17 protein-coding genes are annotated in these 17,441 nt (G+C 68.4%); 10 read left to right on the top strand and 7 right to left on the bottom strand.

What is annotated here, in order from left to right; genetic code table 11:
* The 4 genes from VNT50_RS06970 to VNT50_RS06955 all read left to right on the top strand — a co-directional run.
* On the top strand, positions 1 to 809 hold an 809-nt coding region (locus tag VNT50_RS06970), incomplete at its 5' end, for an APC family permease (protein WP_325484381.1).
* Positions 810 to 898: 89 nt separating this feature from the next.
* On the top strand, positions 899 to 2,893 hold the full coding sequence (locus tag VNT50_RS06965; protein ID WP_325484380.1) for a primary-amine oxidase: 1,995 nt from the start codon (positions 899 to 901) through the stop codon (positions 2,891 to 2,893).
* A gap of 4 nt (positions 2,894 to 2,897) precedes the next feature.
* Entirely contained in the window at positions 2,898 to 3,422 is a 525-nt protein-coding gene (locus tag VNT50_RS06960) for a hypothetical protein (protein ID WP_325484379.1), read from the top strand.
* A gap of 54 nt (positions 3,423 to 3,476) precedes the next feature.
* Positions 3,477 to 4,397: a 5'-3' exonuclease gene (locus VNT50_RS06955; RefSeq protein WP_325484378.1), complete on the top strand. Its 921-nt coding sequence runs from the start codon at positions 3,477 to 3,479 to the stop codon at positions 4,395 to 4,397.
* Positions 4,398 to 4,480: 83 nt separating this feature from the next.
* On the opposite strand, the gene VNT50_RS06950 is transcribed toward VNT50_RS06955, so the two are convergent.
* Together VNT50_RS06950 and trpD are read right to left on the bottom strand one after the other, a co-directional pair.
* Positions 4,481 to 5,494 carry a PHP domain-containing protein gene (locus VNT50_RS06950; RefSeq protein ID WP_325484377.1) on the bottom strand — a complete coding sequence of 338 codons (1,014 nt, stop codon included), beginning with the start codon at positions 5,492 to 5,494 and terminating at the stop codon, positions 4,481 to 4,483.
* 78 nt (positions 5,495 to 5,572) lie between these two features.
* The gene (trpD, locus tag VNT50_RS06945) at positions 5,573 to 6,634 is read right to left on the bottom strand and encodes an anthranilate phosphoribosyltransferase (protein WP_325484376.1); all 1,062 of its coding nucleotides are present in this window, start codon (positions 6,632 to 6,634) and stop codon (positions 5,573 to 5,575) included.
* Between the two features lie 198 nt (positions 6,635 to 6,832).
* Between trpD and ctaE the strand changes: the two genes are divergently transcribed.
* The 5 genes from ctaE (at position 6,833) to VNT50_RS06920 (ending at position 11,877) form a co-directional block, all read left to right on the top strand.
* Positions 6,833 to 7,501 (top strand): aa3-type cytochrome oxidase subunit III, encoded by a 669-nt coding sequence (gene ctaE / locus VNT50_RS06940; protein WP_325484375.1) that lies wholly within the window; start codon positions 6,833 to 6,835, stop codon positions 7,499 to 7,501.
* Positions 7,502 to 7,522: 21 nt separating this feature from the next.
* Positions 7,523 to 8,326, top strand: coding sequence for a cytochrome bc1 complex diheme cytochrome c subunit (gene qcrC / locus VNT50_RS06935; protein WP_325484374.1), 804 nt, complete (start codon positions 7,523 to 7,525; stop codon positions 8,324 to 8,326).
* A gap of 37 nt (positions 8,327 to 8,363) precedes the next feature.
* Complete coding sequence (gene qcrA, locus VNT50_RS06930) at positions 8,364 to 9,419, top strand: cytochrome bc1 complex Rieske iron-sulfur subunit (protein ID WP_325484373.1); 1,056 nt, start codon at positions 8,364 to 8,366, stop codon at positions 9,417 to 9,419.
* Positions 9,416 to 11,242, top strand: a complete 1,827-nt coding sequence (gene qcrB / locus VNT50_RS06925) for a cytochrome bc1 complex cytochrome b subunit (protein WP_325484372.1) — start codon at positions 9,416 to 9,418, stop codon at positions 11,240 to 11,242. Before qcrA ends, qcrB begins: the two co-directional genes overlap by 4 nt.
* A 161-nt stretch (positions 11,243 to 11,403) precedes the next feature.
* The gene (locus VNT50_RS06920; RefSeq protein ID WP_325484371.1) at positions 11,404 to 11,877 is read left to right on the top strand and encodes a rhodanese-like domain-containing protein; all 474 of its coding nucleotides are present in this window, start codon (positions 11,404 to 11,406) and stop codon (positions 11,875 to 11,877) included.
* Positions 11,878 to 11,885: 8 nt separating this feature from the next.
* Here VNT50_RS06920 and VNT50_RS06915 read toward each other — a convergent pair whose 3' ends face one another.
* From VNT50_RS06915 to VNT50_RS06895, 5 genes are all read right to left on the bottom strand, one after another.
* Complete coding sequence (locus VNT50_RS06915; RefSeq protein WP_325484370.1) at positions 11,886 to 12,320, bottom strand: cytochrome c oxidase subunit 4; 435 nt, start codon at positions 12,318 to 12,320, stop codon at positions 11,886 to 11,888.
* A gap of 1 nt (position 12,321) precedes the next feature.
* Positions 12,322 to 14,085: an aa3-type cytochrome oxidase subunit I gene (gene ctaD, locus VNT50_RS06910; protein WP_325484369.1), complete on the bottom strand. Its 1,764-nt coding sequence runs from the start codon at positions 14,083 to 14,085 to the stop codon at positions 12,322 to 12,324.
* 2 nt (positions 14,086 to 14,087) lie between these two features.
* Complete coding sequence (gene ctaC, locus VNT50_RS06905) at positions 14,088 to 14,990, bottom strand: aa3-type cytochrome oxidase subunit II (protein ID WP_325484368.1); 903 nt, start codon at positions 14,988 to 14,990, stop codon at positions 14,088 to 14,090.
* 154 nt (positions 14,991 to 15,144) lie between these two features.
* Complete coding sequence (gene erpA, locus VNT50_RS06900) at positions 15,145 to 15,510, bottom strand: iron-sulfur cluster insertion protein ErpA (RefSeq protein ID WP_325484367.1); 366 nt, start codon at positions 15,508 to 15,510, stop codon at positions 15,145 to 15,147.
* Positions 15,511 to 15,582: 72 nt separating this feature from the next.
* Positions 15,583 to 16,983, bottom strand: coding sequence for a dipeptidase (locus VNT50_RS06895; protein WP_325484366.1), 1,401 nt, complete (start codon positions 16,981 to 16,983; stop codon positions 15,583 to 15,585).
* A gap of 47 nt (positions 16,984 to 17,030) precedes the next feature.
* Between VNT50_RS06895 and VNT50_RS06890 the strand changes: the two genes are divergently transcribed.
* Positions 17,031 to 17,441: DUF3043 domain-containing protein (locus tag VNT50_RS06890; protein WP_325484365.1), on the top strand; the 411-nt coding region annotated here is incomplete at its 3' end.

Raw genomic sequence — 17,441 nt, 5'->3', positions numbered from 1 at the left:
AGGCCACCGCGATCTTCCGCGACGAGGCTCGCGACCCCGACAGGACGATCCCCCTGGCGACCTATGCGGCGGTGATCGGCATCGGCGTCTTCTACACCCTGGCGTCGTGGGCCCTGATCATGGCGTGGGGTCCGTCGAACGTCGTCGGTGTCGTCGCGCAGGATCCGGCGACGTTCATCATCACCACGATGGCTCGCTACCTGGGCGTCGTCGGCGAGGTCGGGGTCAACATCCTGCTGATCACCGCGATGTTCGCGTGCGTGCTCTCCTTCCACAATGTCATCACGCGCTACCAGCACTCGATGGCGAACGCGGGCGTGCTCCCCGACCGGCTCGCCGGTGTGCACGCGCGGCACCTCTCCCCGCACGTGTCCTCGCTCGTGCAGACCGTCACCGCTCTCGTGCTGATCGGCGTCTTCGCGGCGTTCAATCTCGACCCCGTGCTGCAGGTCTTCACGTGGTTCGCCGGGGTCGCCACTCTCGCCATCGCGATCCTGATGGCGGTCACGTCGGTCGCGGTCATCGTCTACTTCGCGAAGACGAAGGCGGACCCCCGCCCCTGGAACACCGCCATCGCCCCCGCGCTCGGTCTGATCGGGCTGGTGGCCTCGGCGGTGCTCATCACGGCGTACTTCCCGATCATGGTCGGCGACGTCGACGCAGCCGGCGCCCCCGTCTTCGGCTGGGTCAGCTGGTTCCTGCTCTCGCTCATCGTCATCGTTCCCGCGATCGGGTACGTGCAGGCCGCCTGGATCAGAAAGCGTCGACCCGCCGCCTACGCGAAGCTCACCGACAGCATCGCCGGCTGAGCCGGCGTGGATTCCACCGGCAGCGTCCGCGTGACGCTGCGTCCGATCCCCTCCCCGCCGCACACGCGACACACATCCAAGGAGCATCCATGACCATCACCGACATCCAGGCGCCGACCGGCTACGCCGCGCCCCCCGCACCTGCGCACCCCCTGGCATCGCTCAGCACCGCCGAGATCGAGGCCGTCCGCACCGTCGCCCTCGGTTTCGAAGCCTTCGCCGACACCGTCCGCTTCGCATACGTCGGGCTGGAGGAGCCCGCGAAGAGCGACGTGCTGGCGTGGGAGGCGGGCATCGGGCCGCTCCCCGACCGGCGCGCCCGGGTGCAGCTGCTCGACATGGCGACCGGCCGCTCGACCGACACGGTGCTCTCGCTCGCGACGGGCGCGCTCGTGAGCCAGAACGTGCTCGACGGCTCCACGGGCCAGCTGCCGATCCTCGACGCGGAGTTCGAGGATGTCGGTCTCATCCTCGCCGAGGACGAGAGATGGATCGCGGCCCTCGCCGCGCGCGGCCTCACCGTCGACGAGGTCGTGGCCGTGCCCCTCTCGGCGGGGCACTACGGCTTCGAGGAGGAACGCGGCCGCCGCATCATCCGCTCCTTCGCGTTCCGGATGGACCACCCCGCCGACCACCCGTGGGCGCACCCCGTCGACGGCCTGACCGCCTACATCGACACGGCGGCCCGCAAGGTCACCAGGATCATCGACACTCCCGGCTTCGAGGTGCCGGCCACGAGCGGCAACTTCGATGACCCGGCGGTGCAGGGGGAGCCGCTCGCCGGGCTCAAGCCCATCGTCATCACGCAGCCGGAAGGCCCGAGCTTCTCGGTGGACGGCGAGCAGATCGAGTGGGGCAACTGGAGGCTGCGGATCGGATTCGACATGCGCGAGGGCCTCATCCTGCGCGAGCTGTCGTTCGCCGACAAGGGTGTGGACCGCCCGGTGATGTACCGCGGATCGATCAGCGAGATGCTCGTGCCGTATGCCGACCCCGCGCCGAACCGCTTCTGGCAGAACTACTTCGACACCGGCGAGTACATGTTCGGCCGCTACACGAACTCCCTCGCGCTCGGGTGCGACTGCGTCGGCGAGATCACGTACTTCGACGCCGTTCTCCCCGACGAGCTCGGGCTCCCGCGGGTGATCGAGAACGGCATCTGCATGCACGAGGAGGACTTCGGCACGCTCTGGAAGCACACGGACCTCTTCACCGGCTCGCACGAGGTGCGGCGCTCCCGCCGCCTCGTGATCTCGTTCTTCACGACCGTCGGAAACTACGACTACGGGTTCTACTGGTACCTCTACCTCGACGGCACGATCGAGTGCGAGGCGAAGCTCACCGGCATCCTGTTCACGTCGTCGTTCCCCGGCGACGCGGCCGACGGCACCGCCTACCCGTTCGCATCGCAGGTCGCGCCCGGGCTCGGCGCTCCATACCACCAGCACCTCTTCTCGGCCCGGCTCGACATGACCGTCGACGGAGTGGCCAACGTGGTGAACGAAGTGGATGCCGTGCGCCTGCCGATCTCGGAGGCCAACCCCGCCGGCAACGCCTTCACGAAGAGGGTCACCCCGATCGCCTCGGAGGCCGTGAGCGGGCGCGTCGCCGACGGCGCCGCGAACCGCGTCTGGCAGATCGCGTCGACCGAGAAGACGACCGGCCTCGCGCAGCCGACCTCCTACGTGCTCTTTCCGACCGAGACGCCGACCCTGCTCGCAGATCCCTCGTCCTCGATCGCGAAGCGAGCCGAGTTCGCCACGAAGCACCTGTTCGTCACGAAGTACGACCCCGCCGAGCGGTACGCGGCAGGCGACTTCGTCAACCAGAATCCCGGGGGCGACGGCATCACTGCCTTCATCGCGGGCGACGAGCCGCTCATCGGCGAAGACGTCGTGCTCTGGCACACGTTCGGGCTGACGCACTTCCCGCGCAATGAGGACTGGCCCGTCATGCCGATGGACTACGCCGGATTCACGCTCAAGCCCTACAACTTCTTCGAGCGGAACCCAGCCCTCAACGTGCCGGCGCCGGCCGAGTCCGACCACTGCGCGGCGCCGTCGGCGGACGCGCACCACCACTGAGTCGATGACGGAGGCGCTCCACACCTGGGCGCTCGCGCCCGCCGCGCTCGGCGCCTGCTGTCTGGCAGCCGATCGCCGGCGGGCGCGGGTGCCCGAGCTCGCCGCATCCGTGCTCATGCTGCTGGCGATGCTCGACTCGTCCCGCACCCACCCGGCGGTTCCCGCCGTGCTGTGGGCGGAGATACTCCTTATCGCGGCGATGGCGGTCGCAGCGGTGCGCGGCCGGCGTGCGGCGACGCATGCGGATGCCGATGCCATGCCATCGACCGGGATGACCCTGCACACGAATCTCGGGCTCGTCGTGATGGCCGTGCTCGTCGCCCTGATGAGCCCGCATTCCGACGGCATCGCGCACCACGGGCCCTCGCTCGGCGCGTTCGTCCTGGGCGCCGCGATCGCATCGGCGGCCTACGGCGCGGCATCCGTCGTCGCGGCCGCCCGGACCGCACGCACCAGGCGCCTCGACAGGGTGCAGTACGCCGCGATGGGGATCTCGGCGCTCGGCATGGCGCTGCCGCTCGTCATCTGACCGCGCTCGCCGATCCGCCCCACTCGCGTCGGCAGCCCGTGCCAGGATGGGCGCGTGACCGACCGCCTCATGCTGCTTGACACCGCCTCCCTCTATTTCCGCGCGTTCTACGGGGTGCCCGACACCGTCAGAGCGGCCGACGGCACTCCGGTCAATGCCGTGCGCGGACTGCTCGACATCATCACGCGGCTCGTCACGACCTACGAGCCGACCCACCTCGTCGCGTGCTGGGACGACGACTGGCGCCCGCAGTGGCGCGTCGATCTCATCCCCACCTACAAGACGCATCGCGTCGCGGAGGTCGTCGTCGGCGGACCGGACATCGAAGAGACCCCCGACCCGCTCGAGGTGCAGATCCCCACGATCCGCGCGGTGCTCGATGCCCTCGGCATCCCGATCGTCGGCCGACCCCACCACGAGGCCGACGACATCATCGGCAGCCTCGCCTCCCAGGCGACGCTGCCCGTCGACATCGTCACCGGCGACCGCGATCTCTTTCAGCTGGTGGATGACGCGCGCGCCGTCCGCGTGATCTATACCGCCCGCGGCATGAGCAACCTCGAACTCGTCACCGAGTCGGTCGTGGTGGGCAAGTACGGCGTGCTGCCCAGCCAGTACGCCGACTTCGCGACGCTGCGCGGCGACGCGTCCGACGGCCTGCCGGGCGTGGCCGGAATCGGCGAGAAGACAGCCGCGACCCTGCTCGCCGCACACGGCGACCTCCAGGGCATCGTCGCGGCCGCCGCCGCCGGTGAGGGGATGTCGGCGGGGCTCCAGTCGAAGATCGTCTCCTCCGCCGCGTACCTCGAGGTCGCACCCACCGTCGTCGCCGTGGTGCGCGATCTCGACCTGGGCACGTTCGACTCGGTCATCGCCCCGCCGGACGAGGCGGCACGGGCGCAGCTCACGGCTCTCGCCGCATCGCACAACCTCGCATCGCCCGTCGACCGCGTGATCGCCGCGTTCGGCGGCTGACCCGCACGCAACCCGGGCTCCGCGGTACTCACCCGCGCTCCGCAGTGCTCACACGCCCCCGCGCTCCACAGTGCTCACACGGCTCACACGCCCCCGCGCTCCGCGCCGCCCCCGTGCGCCCACGCGCGGAGCCGCTCGAGCGGCCATGTCGTGACGATGCGCTCCGCCGGCACGCCCGCCCGCTCGGCCCTCTCGGCGCCGTAGTCGATGAGTGAGAGCTGGCCGGGCGCGTGCGCGTCCGAATCGATGGAGAAGAGGCATCCGATCTCGAGCGCGATCGCGATGAGTTCGTCGGGCGGGTCCTGTCGCTCGGGGCGCGAATTGATCTCCACGGCGACGCCGTTCTCGGCGCACGCCTCGAACACGGCCCGCGCATCGAACGTCGACTGCGGTCGGGTTCCCCGCGCCCCCTCGACGAGGCGCCCGGTGACGTGCCCGAGCACGTCGACATGCGGATCCGACACCGCCGTCACGAGTCGCCGGGTCATCGGGCCCGCGTCCATCCGCAGCTTGGAGTGCGCCGAGGCCACGACGATGTCGAGTCGATCGAGCAGCTCGGGCTCCTGATCCAGCTCGCCGTCCTCCAGGATGTCGACCTCGATGCCGGAGAGCAGCGTGAATCCCTCCCCGGAGAGACCGGCGACCACCCCGAGCTGCTCGCGCAGCCGATCCGGCGAGAGCCCGTTCGCGACGCGCAGCCGGGGAGAGTGGTCGGTCAGCGCCAGGTATTCGTGGCCGAGCCGGCGGGCGCTGTCGACCATGAGCTCGATCGTGGTCGTCCCGTCCGACCAGTCGCTGTGCGAATGCAGATCGCCGCGCAGCTTGGTGCGCAGTTCCGTGCGTCCCGCGGCGCCCACCCGTTCCCGGAGGTCGACGAGATAGGCCGGGACGTCTCCGTCGATCGCCTGGCGGATGACCGCGTACGTCGAGTCGCCGATCCCCTTCGTCCGGCGAAGCCGTTCGGGGTCGTTCAGCACCTCGGGCGGCAGCGCTGCGATCGCGTCGGCGGCGGTGCGGAAGGCCTTCGACTTGTACCTCGACGACCGCTCGCGCTCGAGCAGGTACGCGATCTCGTTCAGCGCATCGATCGGATGCATGGGCTCACGCTATCGCCGGGTTCGGATGCGACGCCAGGGCGGCGCCGGATGCCGCTCCCGGAGGACCGGATGCGGCGATCAGGCCGCGAACGACCGGCTGGTCTCGACCCACGCCTGGAGCTTCGCCTGCGCCGATCCGTCATCGATCGCCGCGGCCGCGGCATCCCGCGCCTCCGCGAGTCGTTCGAGGATCGGCCGGTGCACCTGCGCGGCATCCTGGGAGAGGCGGAAGGCGACGAGGCCCGCCGCCGTGTTGAGCAGCACGATGTCGCGCACCGGCCCCGGCTCACCCTCGAGCACGCGGCGCACGACCTCGGCGTTGTGGGCGGGGTCGCCGCCGCGCAGGTCGTCGATGTCGGCGAACGGGATGCCGAGATCACGCGGATCGAGATCGTGCTCGTGCACGTCGCCGCGGCTGACCTCCCACACCCTGCTGTGCCCGGTCGTCGTGAGCTCGTCGAGCCCGTCGTCGCCGCGGAAGACGAGCGCGGTCGCGCCGCGGGTCTGGAACACGCCCGTGATGAGCGGCACGCGATCGAGGTGGGCCACGCCGACGGCGTTCGCCTCGGCGCGCGCGGGGTTGCAGAGGGGCCCGAGGAAGTTGAAGACCGTCGGCACGCCGAGCTCTGCGCGGGTCGGTCCGGCGTGCCGGAACCCGGGATGGAACGCGGATGCGAACGCGAACGTGATGCCGGTGCGGTGGAGCGTCTCGGCGACGGCGTCCGGGGAGAGCGTCAGGTCGAGACCCAGCGCCGCCAGCACGTCGGACGCCCCGGACGACGAACTCGCCGCGCGGTTGCCGTGTTTGACGACCGGCACGCCGGTGGATGCCGCGACGATCGCCGACATCGTGGAGACGTTCACCGTTCCGAAGCGGTCACCGCCCGTGCCGACGATGTCGAGCACGTTGGGGTCGACCGGCAGCGGAAGGGCCGCCTCGAGGATCGCGTCGCGGAAGCCGACGATCTCGTCGACGGTCTCCCCCTTGGCGCGCAGCGCGATCAGGAAACCGGCCAGCTGCGACGGCGTGGCCTCCCCCGCCATCACCTGGCGCATCGCCCAAGTGGACTCCGAGACGCTCAGGTCTTCACCCTTCAGGAGCGACGCGAGGAGATCGGGCCAGGAGAGGTGCTCGGGCATGATTGCGATCCTATCCACGTGGAAAGCGCGAGACGGTTCGACGTCGAAGGACCGTGCCCGCCGCCCCCGCGAAACGGGGCTCGCCCCGTGCGTGAGCCGTCTTCGCCCCGCCGCCGCGTATTCAGCGGGTTGGCGGCCGGCTCCCAGCCGATTCTTAGGCTTGCCTAACCCCGGAGCGGGCCAAAACGAGACCCTCGGATGCAAAACCCGCGGCTTTCCATCGGCCATAATGGGGATGTGACGACCTCAGCGACCTATGCCCCTGTGGCACGACAGATCAAGCGACCCGATCCGGTCGCCGTCGGCACGATCGTGTGGCTCGGCAGCGAAGTCATGTTCTTCGCCGGGCTGTTCGCGATCTACTTCACACTCCGCAGCACGTCCCCGGAGTTGTGGGCCGAGCGCACCGAGCTGCTGAACATCCCTTACGCGACGGTCAACACCATCATCCTGGTGCTGTCGTCGGTCACGTGCCAGATGGGTGTCTTCGCCGCCGAGCGCTTCCAGCCCTACTCCGTGCGCAAGCGCGGGTGGCTCGGCTGGGGCATGGTCGAGTGGTTCTTCCTCACCTTCGCGCTGGGCGCCATCTTCGTGTCGGGCCAGGTCTGGGAGTACGCCCAGCTGGTCACCGAGGGCATGCCCATCAACTCCGACTCCTACGCGTCGGCCTTCTATCTGACGACCGGCTTCCACGCCCTGCACGTGACGGGCGGCCTGCTGGCCTTCCTCCTCGTCATCGGCCGGGCCTACGCCGTGAAGAACTTCCGGCACAAGGAAGCGACGACCGCGATCGTCGTGTCGTACTACTGGCACTTCGTCGACGTGGTCTGGATCGCGCTGTTCCTCGTCATCTACTTCCTGAAATAGAGAGCGGAGCGGATCCACGACATGGCACGAGAGAAGAAGCGACGGGCGAACGGCCGTCGAAGCCCCCTCGCCGCAGCCGCGCTCATCGGCATCGGCCTGCTCCTGACCGGAGGCATCTACGCCGGTGCATCGGCGGCGGTCGCCGCCTCCACGGAGCAGCCCAGCGTCGCGTCCGCGCTGACGGTCGAAGACGGCAAGAAGCTGTTCCAGGCCAACTGCGCCACGTGCCACGGCCTCGACCTGCAGGGCACCCAGAACGGCCCGTCGCTGTACGGCGCCGGCGCCCTCGCCGTCGAGTTCCAGGTGTCGACCGGTCGCATGCCGCTGCAGATGCAGGGACCGCAGGCACCCCAGAAGCCGCCGCAGTTCACCGAGGAGCAGGCGTTGGCGATGGCCGACTACGTGCAGTCGGTCGCGCCGGGCCCGGAGTTCCCCGACGACGAGATCATCGACGGCGAGGGCGACGTCGCGCGCGGTGCCGAGCTGTTCCGCATCAACTGCGCCATGTGCCACAACGTCGCCGCGGCGGGCGGCGCGCTCACCGAGGGCAAGTACGCCCCGGCCCTGACCGGCACGAGCGCGCTGCACATGTACGCCGCCATGGTCACCGGGCCGCAGAACATGCCGGTCTTCAACGACCTGACCCTCACCGCCGAAGACAAGCGCGACATCATCTCGTCGCTGCTCTGGATGCAGGAGAACCCCTCACCGGGCGGCTTCTCACTCGGCTCGCTCGGACCCGTGTCGGAGGGTCTCTTCATCTGGATCTTCGGCATCGGCGCGATGGTCGCGTTCACCGTGTGGATCACGGCGAAGTCCAACTGACGCATTCATTTCACGAAGAGGACGCACGAGGAGAGCAATGGCACACGAGGACGACGCGCACAGTCTCGACAGGGCATACCAGCCCTCGCCGGGCCTGGTAGTCGCGACTCCCGACCCCGTGGAGAACCCCGGACTCCCCGCGCACCGCGAGCGAGCAACCGATCAGGATCCCCGGGCGATGAAGAACGCCGTGCGCACGGTGTACACGCTCTTCTACCTCTCGGTCGCGGCCAGCATCTGGGCCATCGCGGCCTACATGATCTTCCCGATCGAGAGCGGCCAGATCCTCGCGGTCCGCGACAACAACCTCTTCATCGGGCTCGGCATCGGCCTCGCGCTCCTCGCCATCGGCGTGGGCGCGATCCACTGGTCGAAAGCCATCATGTCCGACAAGGAGCACATCGAGTACCGGCACCCGACGCGGGGGCGCGACTCGACGCGTGCCGCTGCGGTCCAGGCCTTCTCCGACGCGAACGACGAGTCCGGCTTCGGCCGGCGCACCGTCATCCGCAACTCGCTCATCGCCGCCCTCGCCGCTTCCGTACTCCCCGGAATCACGCTCTTCCGCGGTCTCGCCCCGATGGACGAGAATCCCGTCGAACTGCTCAGCCACACGATGTGGACCAAGGGCATGCGCCTCGCGCACGACCCCGAGGGCACGCCCATCCGTGCTGCCGATCTCACCCTCGGCTCGGCCGTGCACGTCATCCCCGAATCGCTCGCCGAGCTCAGCCACAGCGACGGCTACCTCGAGGCGAAGGCGAAGGCCATCGTCCTCCTGATGCGCCTCCTGCCCGAGGACCTCAACGAGACTCCCGAGCGGGCCGGATGGTCGTACGACGGCATCGTCGCCTACTCCAAGGTCTGCACGCACGTCGGCTGCCCCGTCGCACTGTACGAGCAGCAGACGCACAACCTGCTCTGCCCCTGCCACCAGTCGCAGTTCGACGTCACGAACCACGCGGCGGTCATCTTCGGCCCCGCCGCACGTCCCTTGCCGCAGCTTCCGATCACCGTGGACGACGAGGGATACCTCATCGCCCAGAGTGACTTCCACGAGCCCGTCGGCCCGAGCTTCTGGGAGCGCCATTGAGTACCGCAACGGTAAGTGACGAGAAGGCCGTCGTCCCCGAGCGTGAGAAGCCGCTCGGTGGCCGGTTCGTCGGTGCCGCGTCGAACTACATCGACGAGCGCACCAGCCTCTCCGGATTCGTCAAGGAGCTGGGTCGCAAGATCTTCCCCGACCACTGGTCGTTCATGCTCGGGGAGATCGCGCTGTGGAGCTTCGTCGTCGTGCTGCTCTCGGGCACATTCCTGACGTTCTTCTTCCAGGCGTCGATGGTCGAGACGCACTACACCGGCAACTTCGCGCCGATGCGCGGTCTCGAGATGTCGGCCGCCCTCGAATCGACGCTGACGCTGTCGTTCGACATCCGCGGCGGGCTCCTGGTGCGCCAGATCCACCACTGGGCCGCGCTCGTCTTCGTCGCCGGCATCGGCCTGCACATGCTGCGCATCTTCTTCACGGGAGCGTTCCGCAAGCCCCGCGAGCTCAACTGGGTGATCGGCTTCGTGCTGTTCATCCTGGCGATGGCCGAGGGCTTCACCGGATACTCGCTGCCCGATGACCTGCTCTCTGGCAACGGCCTCCGCATCATCGACGGCATGGTCAAGGGCATCCCGGTCATCGGCACGTGGACGTCGTTCCTGCTCTTCGGCGGGGAGTTCCCCGGCACAGAGATCGTGGGGCGCCTCTACACGCTGCACATCCTGCTGCTGCCCGCGCTCGTCGTCGCCCTCGTCGGTGTGCACCTGATGCTCATGGTCATCAACAAGCACACCCAGTTCGCCGGTCCCGGCCGCACGAACACCAACGTGGTGGGCTATCCGATGATGCCGATCTACATGTCGAAGATGGGCGGCTTCCTGTTCATCGTCTTCGGTGTGATCGTCTTGATCGCTTCGCTGTTCACGATCAACCCGGTGTGGAACTACGGTCCGTACGACCCCTCCCCCGTGTCGGCCGGTACTCAGCCGGACTGGTACATCGGGTTCGCCGACGGCGGGCTGCGCCTCGTTCCGCCGCACCTCGAGACGGTGCTCTTCGGCCACACGTGGTCGTGGAACATCATCCTTCCGCTCGCGGTGATCGGGCTCTTCATCGTGCTCGTCATGATCTACCCCTTCATCGAGGCGTGGGTCACCGGCGACAAGCGGGAGCACCACATCGCCCAGCGCCCGCGCAATGCCGCGACGCGCACCGCGATCGGCGCTGCCGGGGTCACCTTCTACGCCGTGCTGTGGGCCGCTGCCGCATCCGACATCATCGCCACGCACTTCTGGCTGACGATGGAGGGGGTCATCCACACCCTCCAGGCGCTGCTCTTCATCGGGCCGGTGCTCGCCTACTTCGTGACGAAGCGCATCTGCCTTGCGCTCCAGAAGAAGGACCGCGAGATCGCCCTGCACGGCTATGAATCCGGCCGCATCGTCCGTCTGCCCGGTGGCGAGTACATCGAGGTGCATCAGCCCGTCGACGCCTACGAGCGCTGGCGCCTGGTCGATGTCGAGTCGTACGAGCCGCTCATCGTGCGTCCGAACTCGCAGGGGCGCATCCCCTGGTACGAGAACGTCCGCGCATCGCTGTCGCGCTGGTTCTTCGAGGACCGCCTCGCCCCGCTCAGCGCGACCGAGCTCGAGGCCGCCGTCGCCCACCAGCACCACTCGCTCGATCACATCGCGCACGAAGAGGCCGAGGAGATCCACGGCGCCCACGAGCGCGCCGGTCTTCCCGACGCCGTCGCGCCCGATGAGGTGAAGGTCACCGAGACAGGCAACCGTCCCTCGAACGTGCTCGTCGCGGAGAGCGGTGACGACAAGCCCGTCAAGAAAGAGAAGAAGTCCAAGGACTCCTGACTCCGGAAAGAACGACCGATGCCTCGGCCCGCCCTCATCGGCGGCCGAGGCATCCGTCGTTCCCGCGGTGGCGGCGCCCCGCTCGCTTGTGGCGGAAATCGCGCCACGGTTGTCCGCTGAAGCGCGCGATGGGTTGCTGCTCCGCTTCGTAGGCTGAAGCCATGACCTCGACGCTCCCGCACGCCACAGCACAGACCGACGCCTCCCCGATCCAGGCCGCCGAATTCTTCGGGCGCCGCCTGCGGTTCGAGACCGACGCCTCGGACGTCTACACCGCACAGCAGGCGGGCGAGGCGTTCGTGCTGCTCGACTCACGCAGCGAAGCGGCGTGGGCACAGGGGCACGCCGCCGGGGCCATCCACATGCCGACCCGCGAAATCGCCGAGCGGGCGCAGCGGGAACTCCCCGGGGGCGTGCCGGTCGTCGTCTACTGCTGGAGCCCCGGTTGCAACGGGGGCGTCAAGGCCGCCCTCGAGCTGAGCCTGTTGGGCTACTCGGTCAAGGAGATGATCGGCGGGTTCGAATACTGGGCCCGGGAGGGCTACCCGATCGAAGACGGGTCAGGCGTGCACCGCCGCGAGGTCGATCCGCTCACGGGCCCGCGGCGCGCGTCGGCCGCATCGTGCGCGTGCTGAGCTGACGCTCAGCGCGCGAAGTAGCCGCGGTAGTACTCGAAGACCCAGCCGACGATCGCGACGACGAACACGACCAGGCCGATCGGGAACATCCAGGCGCCGACGGCGAGCCCGATCATGCCGAGCGCCGCGGAGAACGCGAGCACGATGGGCCACCACGACCACGGGCTGAACTCACCCAGCTCGGGATCGCCGTCATCGATGTCTGCCGTGAGGATGTCCTCCGGCAGCTCGCCGCCCTGCGCCTTGTGGACGCGGCCGAGGTAGAACGCCACGAGGATCGCCATGAAGGCGGTGAAGAAGAGGGCCACCGTGCCGACCCACTCGATCTGGTTCGCGAGCGGCAGGTCGGGGTGGGCGAGGATGTTCCACGCCGTGTAGACGACCCCCATGAGGCCGAAGAAGGCCGCGAGCAGCCACCACAGGTTGGTGTTGGAGCGCACGCTACTTCACCACTTTCGTCTCGAGATCGACAACCGGCGCATCGGGGGCGTCCTTCGCCGGCCCGACGCCGACCGGAACGCCGGCCTCGGGGTGGTTCAGGTCGAACGCCGGGCGCTCGCTGCGGATGCGCGGGATCGACGTGAAGTTGTGGCGCGGCGGCGGGCACGACGTGGCCCACTCCAGTGATGCGCCATAGCCCCACGGGTCGTTGACAGTGACACGCGGCGCCTTGCGCGCCGTGATCCATACGTTCAGCAGGAACGGGAGCATCGACAGGCCGAGGATCATGGCGCCCACCGTGGACACCTGGTTCTGCCAGGTCCAGCCATCCTGAGCCGCGTAGTCCGCGTAGCGGCGGGGCATTCCGTCGACGCCCAGCCAGTGCTGGATGAGGAACGTCATGTGGAAGCCGATGAACAGCAGCCAGAAGTGCAGGTAGCCGAGGCGCTCGTTGAGCATGCGGCCGGTCCACTTCGGCCACCAGAAGTAGAACCCGGCGAACATCGCGAAGACGACGGTGCCGAACACCACGTAGTGGAAGTGCGCGACGACGAAGTACGAGTCCGAGAGCGCGAAATCCAGCGGCGGCGACGCGAGGATGACGCCGGTCAGACCACCGAAGACGAACGAGATGAGGAAGCCCAGCGAGAACAGCATCGGCGTCTCGAAGGTCACCGAACCGCGCCACATCGTGCCGATCCAGTTGAAGATCTTCACGCCTGTGGGAACGGCGATCAGCATCGTCATGAGAGCGAAGAACGGCAGGAGGACCGCGCCTGTGACGTACATGTGGTGCGCCCAGACGGCCACCGACAGCGCGGCGATCGCGATGGTCGCGTAGACGAGCGTCTTGTACCCGAAGATCGGCTTGCGCGAGAACACCGGGAGGATCTCGGAGATGATGCCGAAGAACGGAAGCGCGATGATGTACACCTCGGGGTGGCCGAAGAACCAGAAGAGATGCTGCCAGAGCAGCACTCCGCCGTTGGCCGGGTCGTAGATGTGGGCCCCGAGCACGCGGTCGGCGGCGGCGGCGAGGATCGCGGCCGCGAGCACGGGGAATGCCATCAGCACCAGGAGGCTCGTGACGAGCGTGTTCCAGGAGAAGATCGGCATGCGCCACATCGTCATGCCCGGGGCGCGCATCGTGATGATCGTCGTGATGAAGTTCACCGCGCCGAGAATCGTTCCGAAGCCGCTCATGCCGAGGCCGAGCATCCAGAGATTGCCGCCGACGCCGGGCGTGAACGTCGCACTCGCAAGCGGTTGATAGGCGAACCAGCCGAAGGATGCCGCGCCCTGGGGCGTCAGGAAGCCGGCGACGGCGATGGTGGAGCCGAAGAGGAAGAGCCAGAAGGCGAAGGCGTTCAGACGCGGGAACGCGACATCAGGGGCGCCGATCTGCAGTGGCATGATCACGTTCGCGAACCCGGCGAAGAGCGGCGTCGCGAACATGAGCAGCATGATCGTGCCGTGCATCGTGAAGAGCTGGTTGTACTGCTCTTTCGTCGGGAGCACCTGCATGCCCGGGGCGAAGAGCTCGGCGCGGATGATGAGAGCCATCACGCCGCCGAGCATGAAGAACAGCACCGACGCGATCAGGTACATGTACCCGATCGTCTTGTGGTCGGTCGAGGTGATCCACTTGACCACGATGTTGCCCTTGTGCTCGACGCGCGAAGCGCTGAGCAGGGCCGCCTGCCGGGGCGGCATCGTCGTCGGGCGCGGAGGGGCACCCTCTTGCAGCGGAAGAGTCGTCGCCATGATCAGTCTTCCTCCTCGAGGTTCCGTGAACTCCCGCCGGTACCGGGCTGGTTGCCAAGTCGGTCGTACGCGTCGGTGATCGGGCCGGTGTTGCCCTCTTCGCGCAGCTCGGCGAGGTAGGACTCGTACTCGTCCTCACTGACGACCTCGACGTTGAAGAGCATCGCCGAGTGGTACTCGCCGCAGAGCTCGGCGCACTTGCCGGCATACGTGCCCTCACGCGTGGGCGTGAACGACCACAGGTTGTCGCGGCCGATGTACATGTCTTTCTTGTACAGGAAGTCGATGATCCAGAAGGAGTGGATGACATCGCGCGACTCGAGCTGGATCTGGACCGTCTTGTTGACCGGCAGGTAGAGCGTGGGAAGCTTCGACTCGTCGCGGTCGCCGTCCGCGGCGGGAACCGCCTGGACGCCCATCGACCAGACCGCGTCGGCCTCGTCCTCGTCTTCGCCGTTGTACTGGAAGTCCCATGCCCACTGCTTGCCGATCGCGACGATCGACACGTCGGGGTCTTCGTACTGGGTCTCGAGGATCGTCTGATCGCGCGCCGTGAAGGCGAAGAAGCCCAGCACGAGGATGAGCGGAACGAGCGTGTAGAAGATCTCGATCGGCATGTTGTAGCGCAGTTGGACGGGCAGTCCGACCTGCCCCTTGCGGCGGCGGTAGGCGATCATCGCCCATAGCATCAGCCCCCACGTGATGACACCCACGACCAGGAGCACGATCCACGAGTTGACCCACAGGCCGGCGATCATGTCGGTGTGGTTGGTGGCGGGCGTCCCGTCCTCGACGAAGCCGGGAAGGAAGCCGTGAAGCTCCTGCGGCGTGCAACCTGCGAGGGCTGCAGCCGCCGCGATCCCGACGGGGATGGCGGCCCAGCGGAGGCGGCGTTTCAGGGGCACGGTGCACCTTTCGGGACGCGGATGGGACAGTCCCAAGTCTAGGGCAACCTCACGGGCGATTCAGGCCAAGGGCCCAGGCTCGACCGTGTCGGTGGCCGACGTCAAACGGGTCCCAGGGCGTGCGGGTGCGCGCGGGGACCGGGTCGCGGAAGCGTCAGTGGAAGCTGTCGCCGCAGGCGCAGCTGCCCGCCGCATTCGGGTTGTCGATCGTGAAACCCTGCTCCGAGATCGTGTCCTTGAAGTCGATCGCCGCACCGTCGAGGTACGGGACGCTCATGTTGTCGACGATCACCTCGACGCCATCGAAATCGACCGTCTCGTCGCCATCGAGGTAGCGCTCGTCGAAGTAGAGCTGATAGATCAGGCCGGAGCATCCACCCGGCTGAACGGCGACGCGCAGACGCAGGTCGTCGCGGCCCTCCTGCTCGAGCAGGCTTCTCACCTTGGCGGCCGCGGCGTCGGTGAGGCTCACACCGTGGGCGCGGGTGACCGCGTCAGCGGCAAGGGTCGTGTCGGTCATGACTCTCCTCGTGGTCCGGGCCAGATCCGGCCGTTGCCCCGATTCTACCTTCCCCACCCGGAGAAGGGCCTTCTACGGCGCGGTTCGTGCGTTCAGGCGTGATAGCAGGAGCGCCTCGGTCATCACCGCGTGCCGGAAGGTGTCGAGGTGCAGCGACTCGTTGGGGCTGTGCGCGCGCGAGTGCGGGTCCTCCACCCCGGTGACGAGGATCTGCGCGCGGGGGAACTCGCGCACGAGGTCGGCGATGAACGGGATGGAGCCGCCGACCCCGATGTCGACGGGCTCGACGCCGTAGCCGTCGCGCATGGCGTCGTGCGCGGCATCCACCGCCCAGCCGTCGGTGTCGACGAGGAAGCCGTCGCCGCAGTCGACGTCGGAGAACGTCAGCTCGGCGCCGAACGGCGCGTGCGCCCGAAGGTGCGCTTCGATGGCCGCGTAGGCCTCGGTGGCCTTCTGCCCGGGCGCGACGCGCGCGCTCACGACGACCGAGATCTCGGGAGCGAGGGTGTTGGATGCCGCCTCGACGCTCGTCGCGTCGATTCCGGTGACCGTGATCGAGGGCTTGTTCCAGATCCGCCCGAGGATCGTTCCGTCGCCGATCGGCGCGACGCCCGGCAGCAGCCCGGCCTCGTCGCGGAGGGTCTCCTCCGTGTACTCGGGCGTCTCGGCATCCCTCGTCGTCATTCCCTCGACGGCGACCGAGCCGTTCTCGTCCCACAGCGTCGCCAGCAGCGTGATCGTCGCGAGCATCGCGTCGGGCACCGCTCCCCCGAACATCCCGGAGTGCGAAGCGTGCTCGAGGGTGCGCACCTTCAGCGTGAAGCGCGCGTTGCCGCGGAGCGTGACGGTCAATGCGGGGGTCTCGGAGTCCCAGTTTCCCGAGTCGGCGACGACGATGACATCCGAGCGGAGCGCTTCCCTGTTGTCGGAGAGGAACTGCCCGAACGAGCGGGAGCCGAACTCCTCCTCGCCCTCGATGAAGAGCACGATGCCGAGGTCGAGGTCGTCGCCGATCGTCTCTTTGAGCGCCCTCAGGGCGGCGATGTGCGCCATGACGCCGGCCTTGTCGTCGGCCGCGCCGCGCCCGTACAGCCGACCACCGCGAAGGGTCGGCTCGAAGGGCGGCGATTCCCACAGCGCGTCGTCGCCGGTGGGCTGCACATCGTGGTGCGCGTAGAGCAGCACCGTGGGCCGCCCGTTGCGCGCCGCGCGCGTCGCGAGCACCGCGGGACGCCCGTGCTCGCCGGTGCCGGGGATGGCGGCCGTCAGCACACGGACGCTGTCGAACACGCCCGTGCGCTCGGCCAGCCCGGCGACGGCCTCGGCGCTCCTGGCCACCTGATCGAGGTCGAACGCCGGCCACGCGATCGAGGGGATGCGCACGAGCGCGCCCAGGTCGGCGAGGGCCGTGGGGATGCCCGCGACGGCCGCAGCGCGGACAGCGTGGTCGAGGGGGAGCTGCGCAGAGGTCATGCGGGTAATCTTAAGGTGCTTCCCTTTCGAGACTTTGAGGTTCCGCCGTGGCCAAGACACCCGCTGCCCCCGTCCCCGCCGACGCGCAAGCCGAGGCGAACGCCGCCGGCAAGGGGCGCGCGACCCCGACGCGCGCCGAGCAGGAGGCCGCGCGCAAGCGACCCCTCGTGGCCGACACCAAAGAGGCCAAGGCCCGGGCCCGCGCCGACCTCGCCGCGGCCCGCGACAAGGCGCGCCTCGGCATGGCCGCCGGCGACGAGCGCTACCTTCCCGCGCGGGACAAGGGTCCGCAGCGCAAGTTCGTGCGTGACTTCGTGGATGCCGGGTGGCACCTGGGCGAGTTCGTCATGCCGATGATGGTCATCGTCATCGTGGCAACGTTCATCCCCATCAGGTTCTTCCAGTACTGGTCGTTCGTCGGCCTGTGGATCTTCATCCTCTTCGTCATCGGCGACATG

Origin of the sequence: Microbacterium sp., from assembly GCF_035554235.1 — a bacterium.
Taxonomy (GTDB): domain Bacteria; phylum Actinomycetota; class Actinomycetes; order Actinomycetales; family Microbacteriaceae; genus Microbacterium.
Note: the sequence above shows the minus strand (reverse complement) of the source record. Positions and strands in the feature narration are given on the sequence as shown.

Excerpts from the sequence above, each read along its gene's own strand:
- qcrC (WP_325484374.1), top strand. The coding sequence starts at position 7,523 with ATGGCACGAGAGAAGAAGCGACGGGCGAACGGCCGTCGAAGCCCCCTC.
- ctaE (WP_325484375.1), top strand. The coding sequence starts at position 6,833 with ATGCAAAACCCGCGGCTTTCCATCGGCCATAATGGGGATGTGACGACC.
- VNT50_RS06895 (WP_325484366.1), bottom strand. The coding sequence starts at position 16,983 with ATGACCTCTGCGCAGCTCCCCCTCGACCACGCTGTCCGCGCTGCGGCC.
- ctaD (WP_325484369.1), bottom strand. The coding sequence starts at position 14,085 with ATGGCGACGACTCTTCCGCTGCAAGAGGGTGCCCCTCCGCGCCCGACG.
- VNT50_RS06965 (WP_325484380.1), top strand. The coding sequence starts at position 899 with ATGACCATCACCGACATCCAGGCGCCGACCGGCTACGCCGCGCCCCCC.
- qcrA (WP_325484373.1), top strand. The coding sequence starts at position 8,364 with ATGGCACACGAGGACGACGCGCACAGTCTCGACAGGGCATACCAGCCC.
- VNT50_RS06920 (WP_325484371.1), top strand. The coding sequence starts at position 11,404 with ATGACCTCGACGCTCCCGCACGCCACAGCACAGACCGACGCCTCCCCG.
- trpD (WP_325484376.1), bottom strand. The coding sequence starts at position 6,634 with ATGCCCGAGCACCTCTCCTGGCCCGATCTCCTCGCGTCGCTCCTGAAG.
- erpA (WP_325484367.1), bottom strand. The coding sequence starts at position 15,510 with ATGACCGACACGACCCTTGCCGCTGACGCGGTCACCCGCGCCCACGGT.
- VNT50_RS06950 (WP_325484377.1), bottom strand. The coding sequence starts at position 5,494 with ATGCATCCGATCGATGCGCTGAACGAGATCGCGTACCTGCTCGAGCGC.
- VNT50_RS06960 (WP_325484379.1), top strand. The coding sequence starts at position 2,898 with ATGACGGAGGCGCTCCACACCTGGGCGCTCGCGCCCGCCGCGCTCGGC.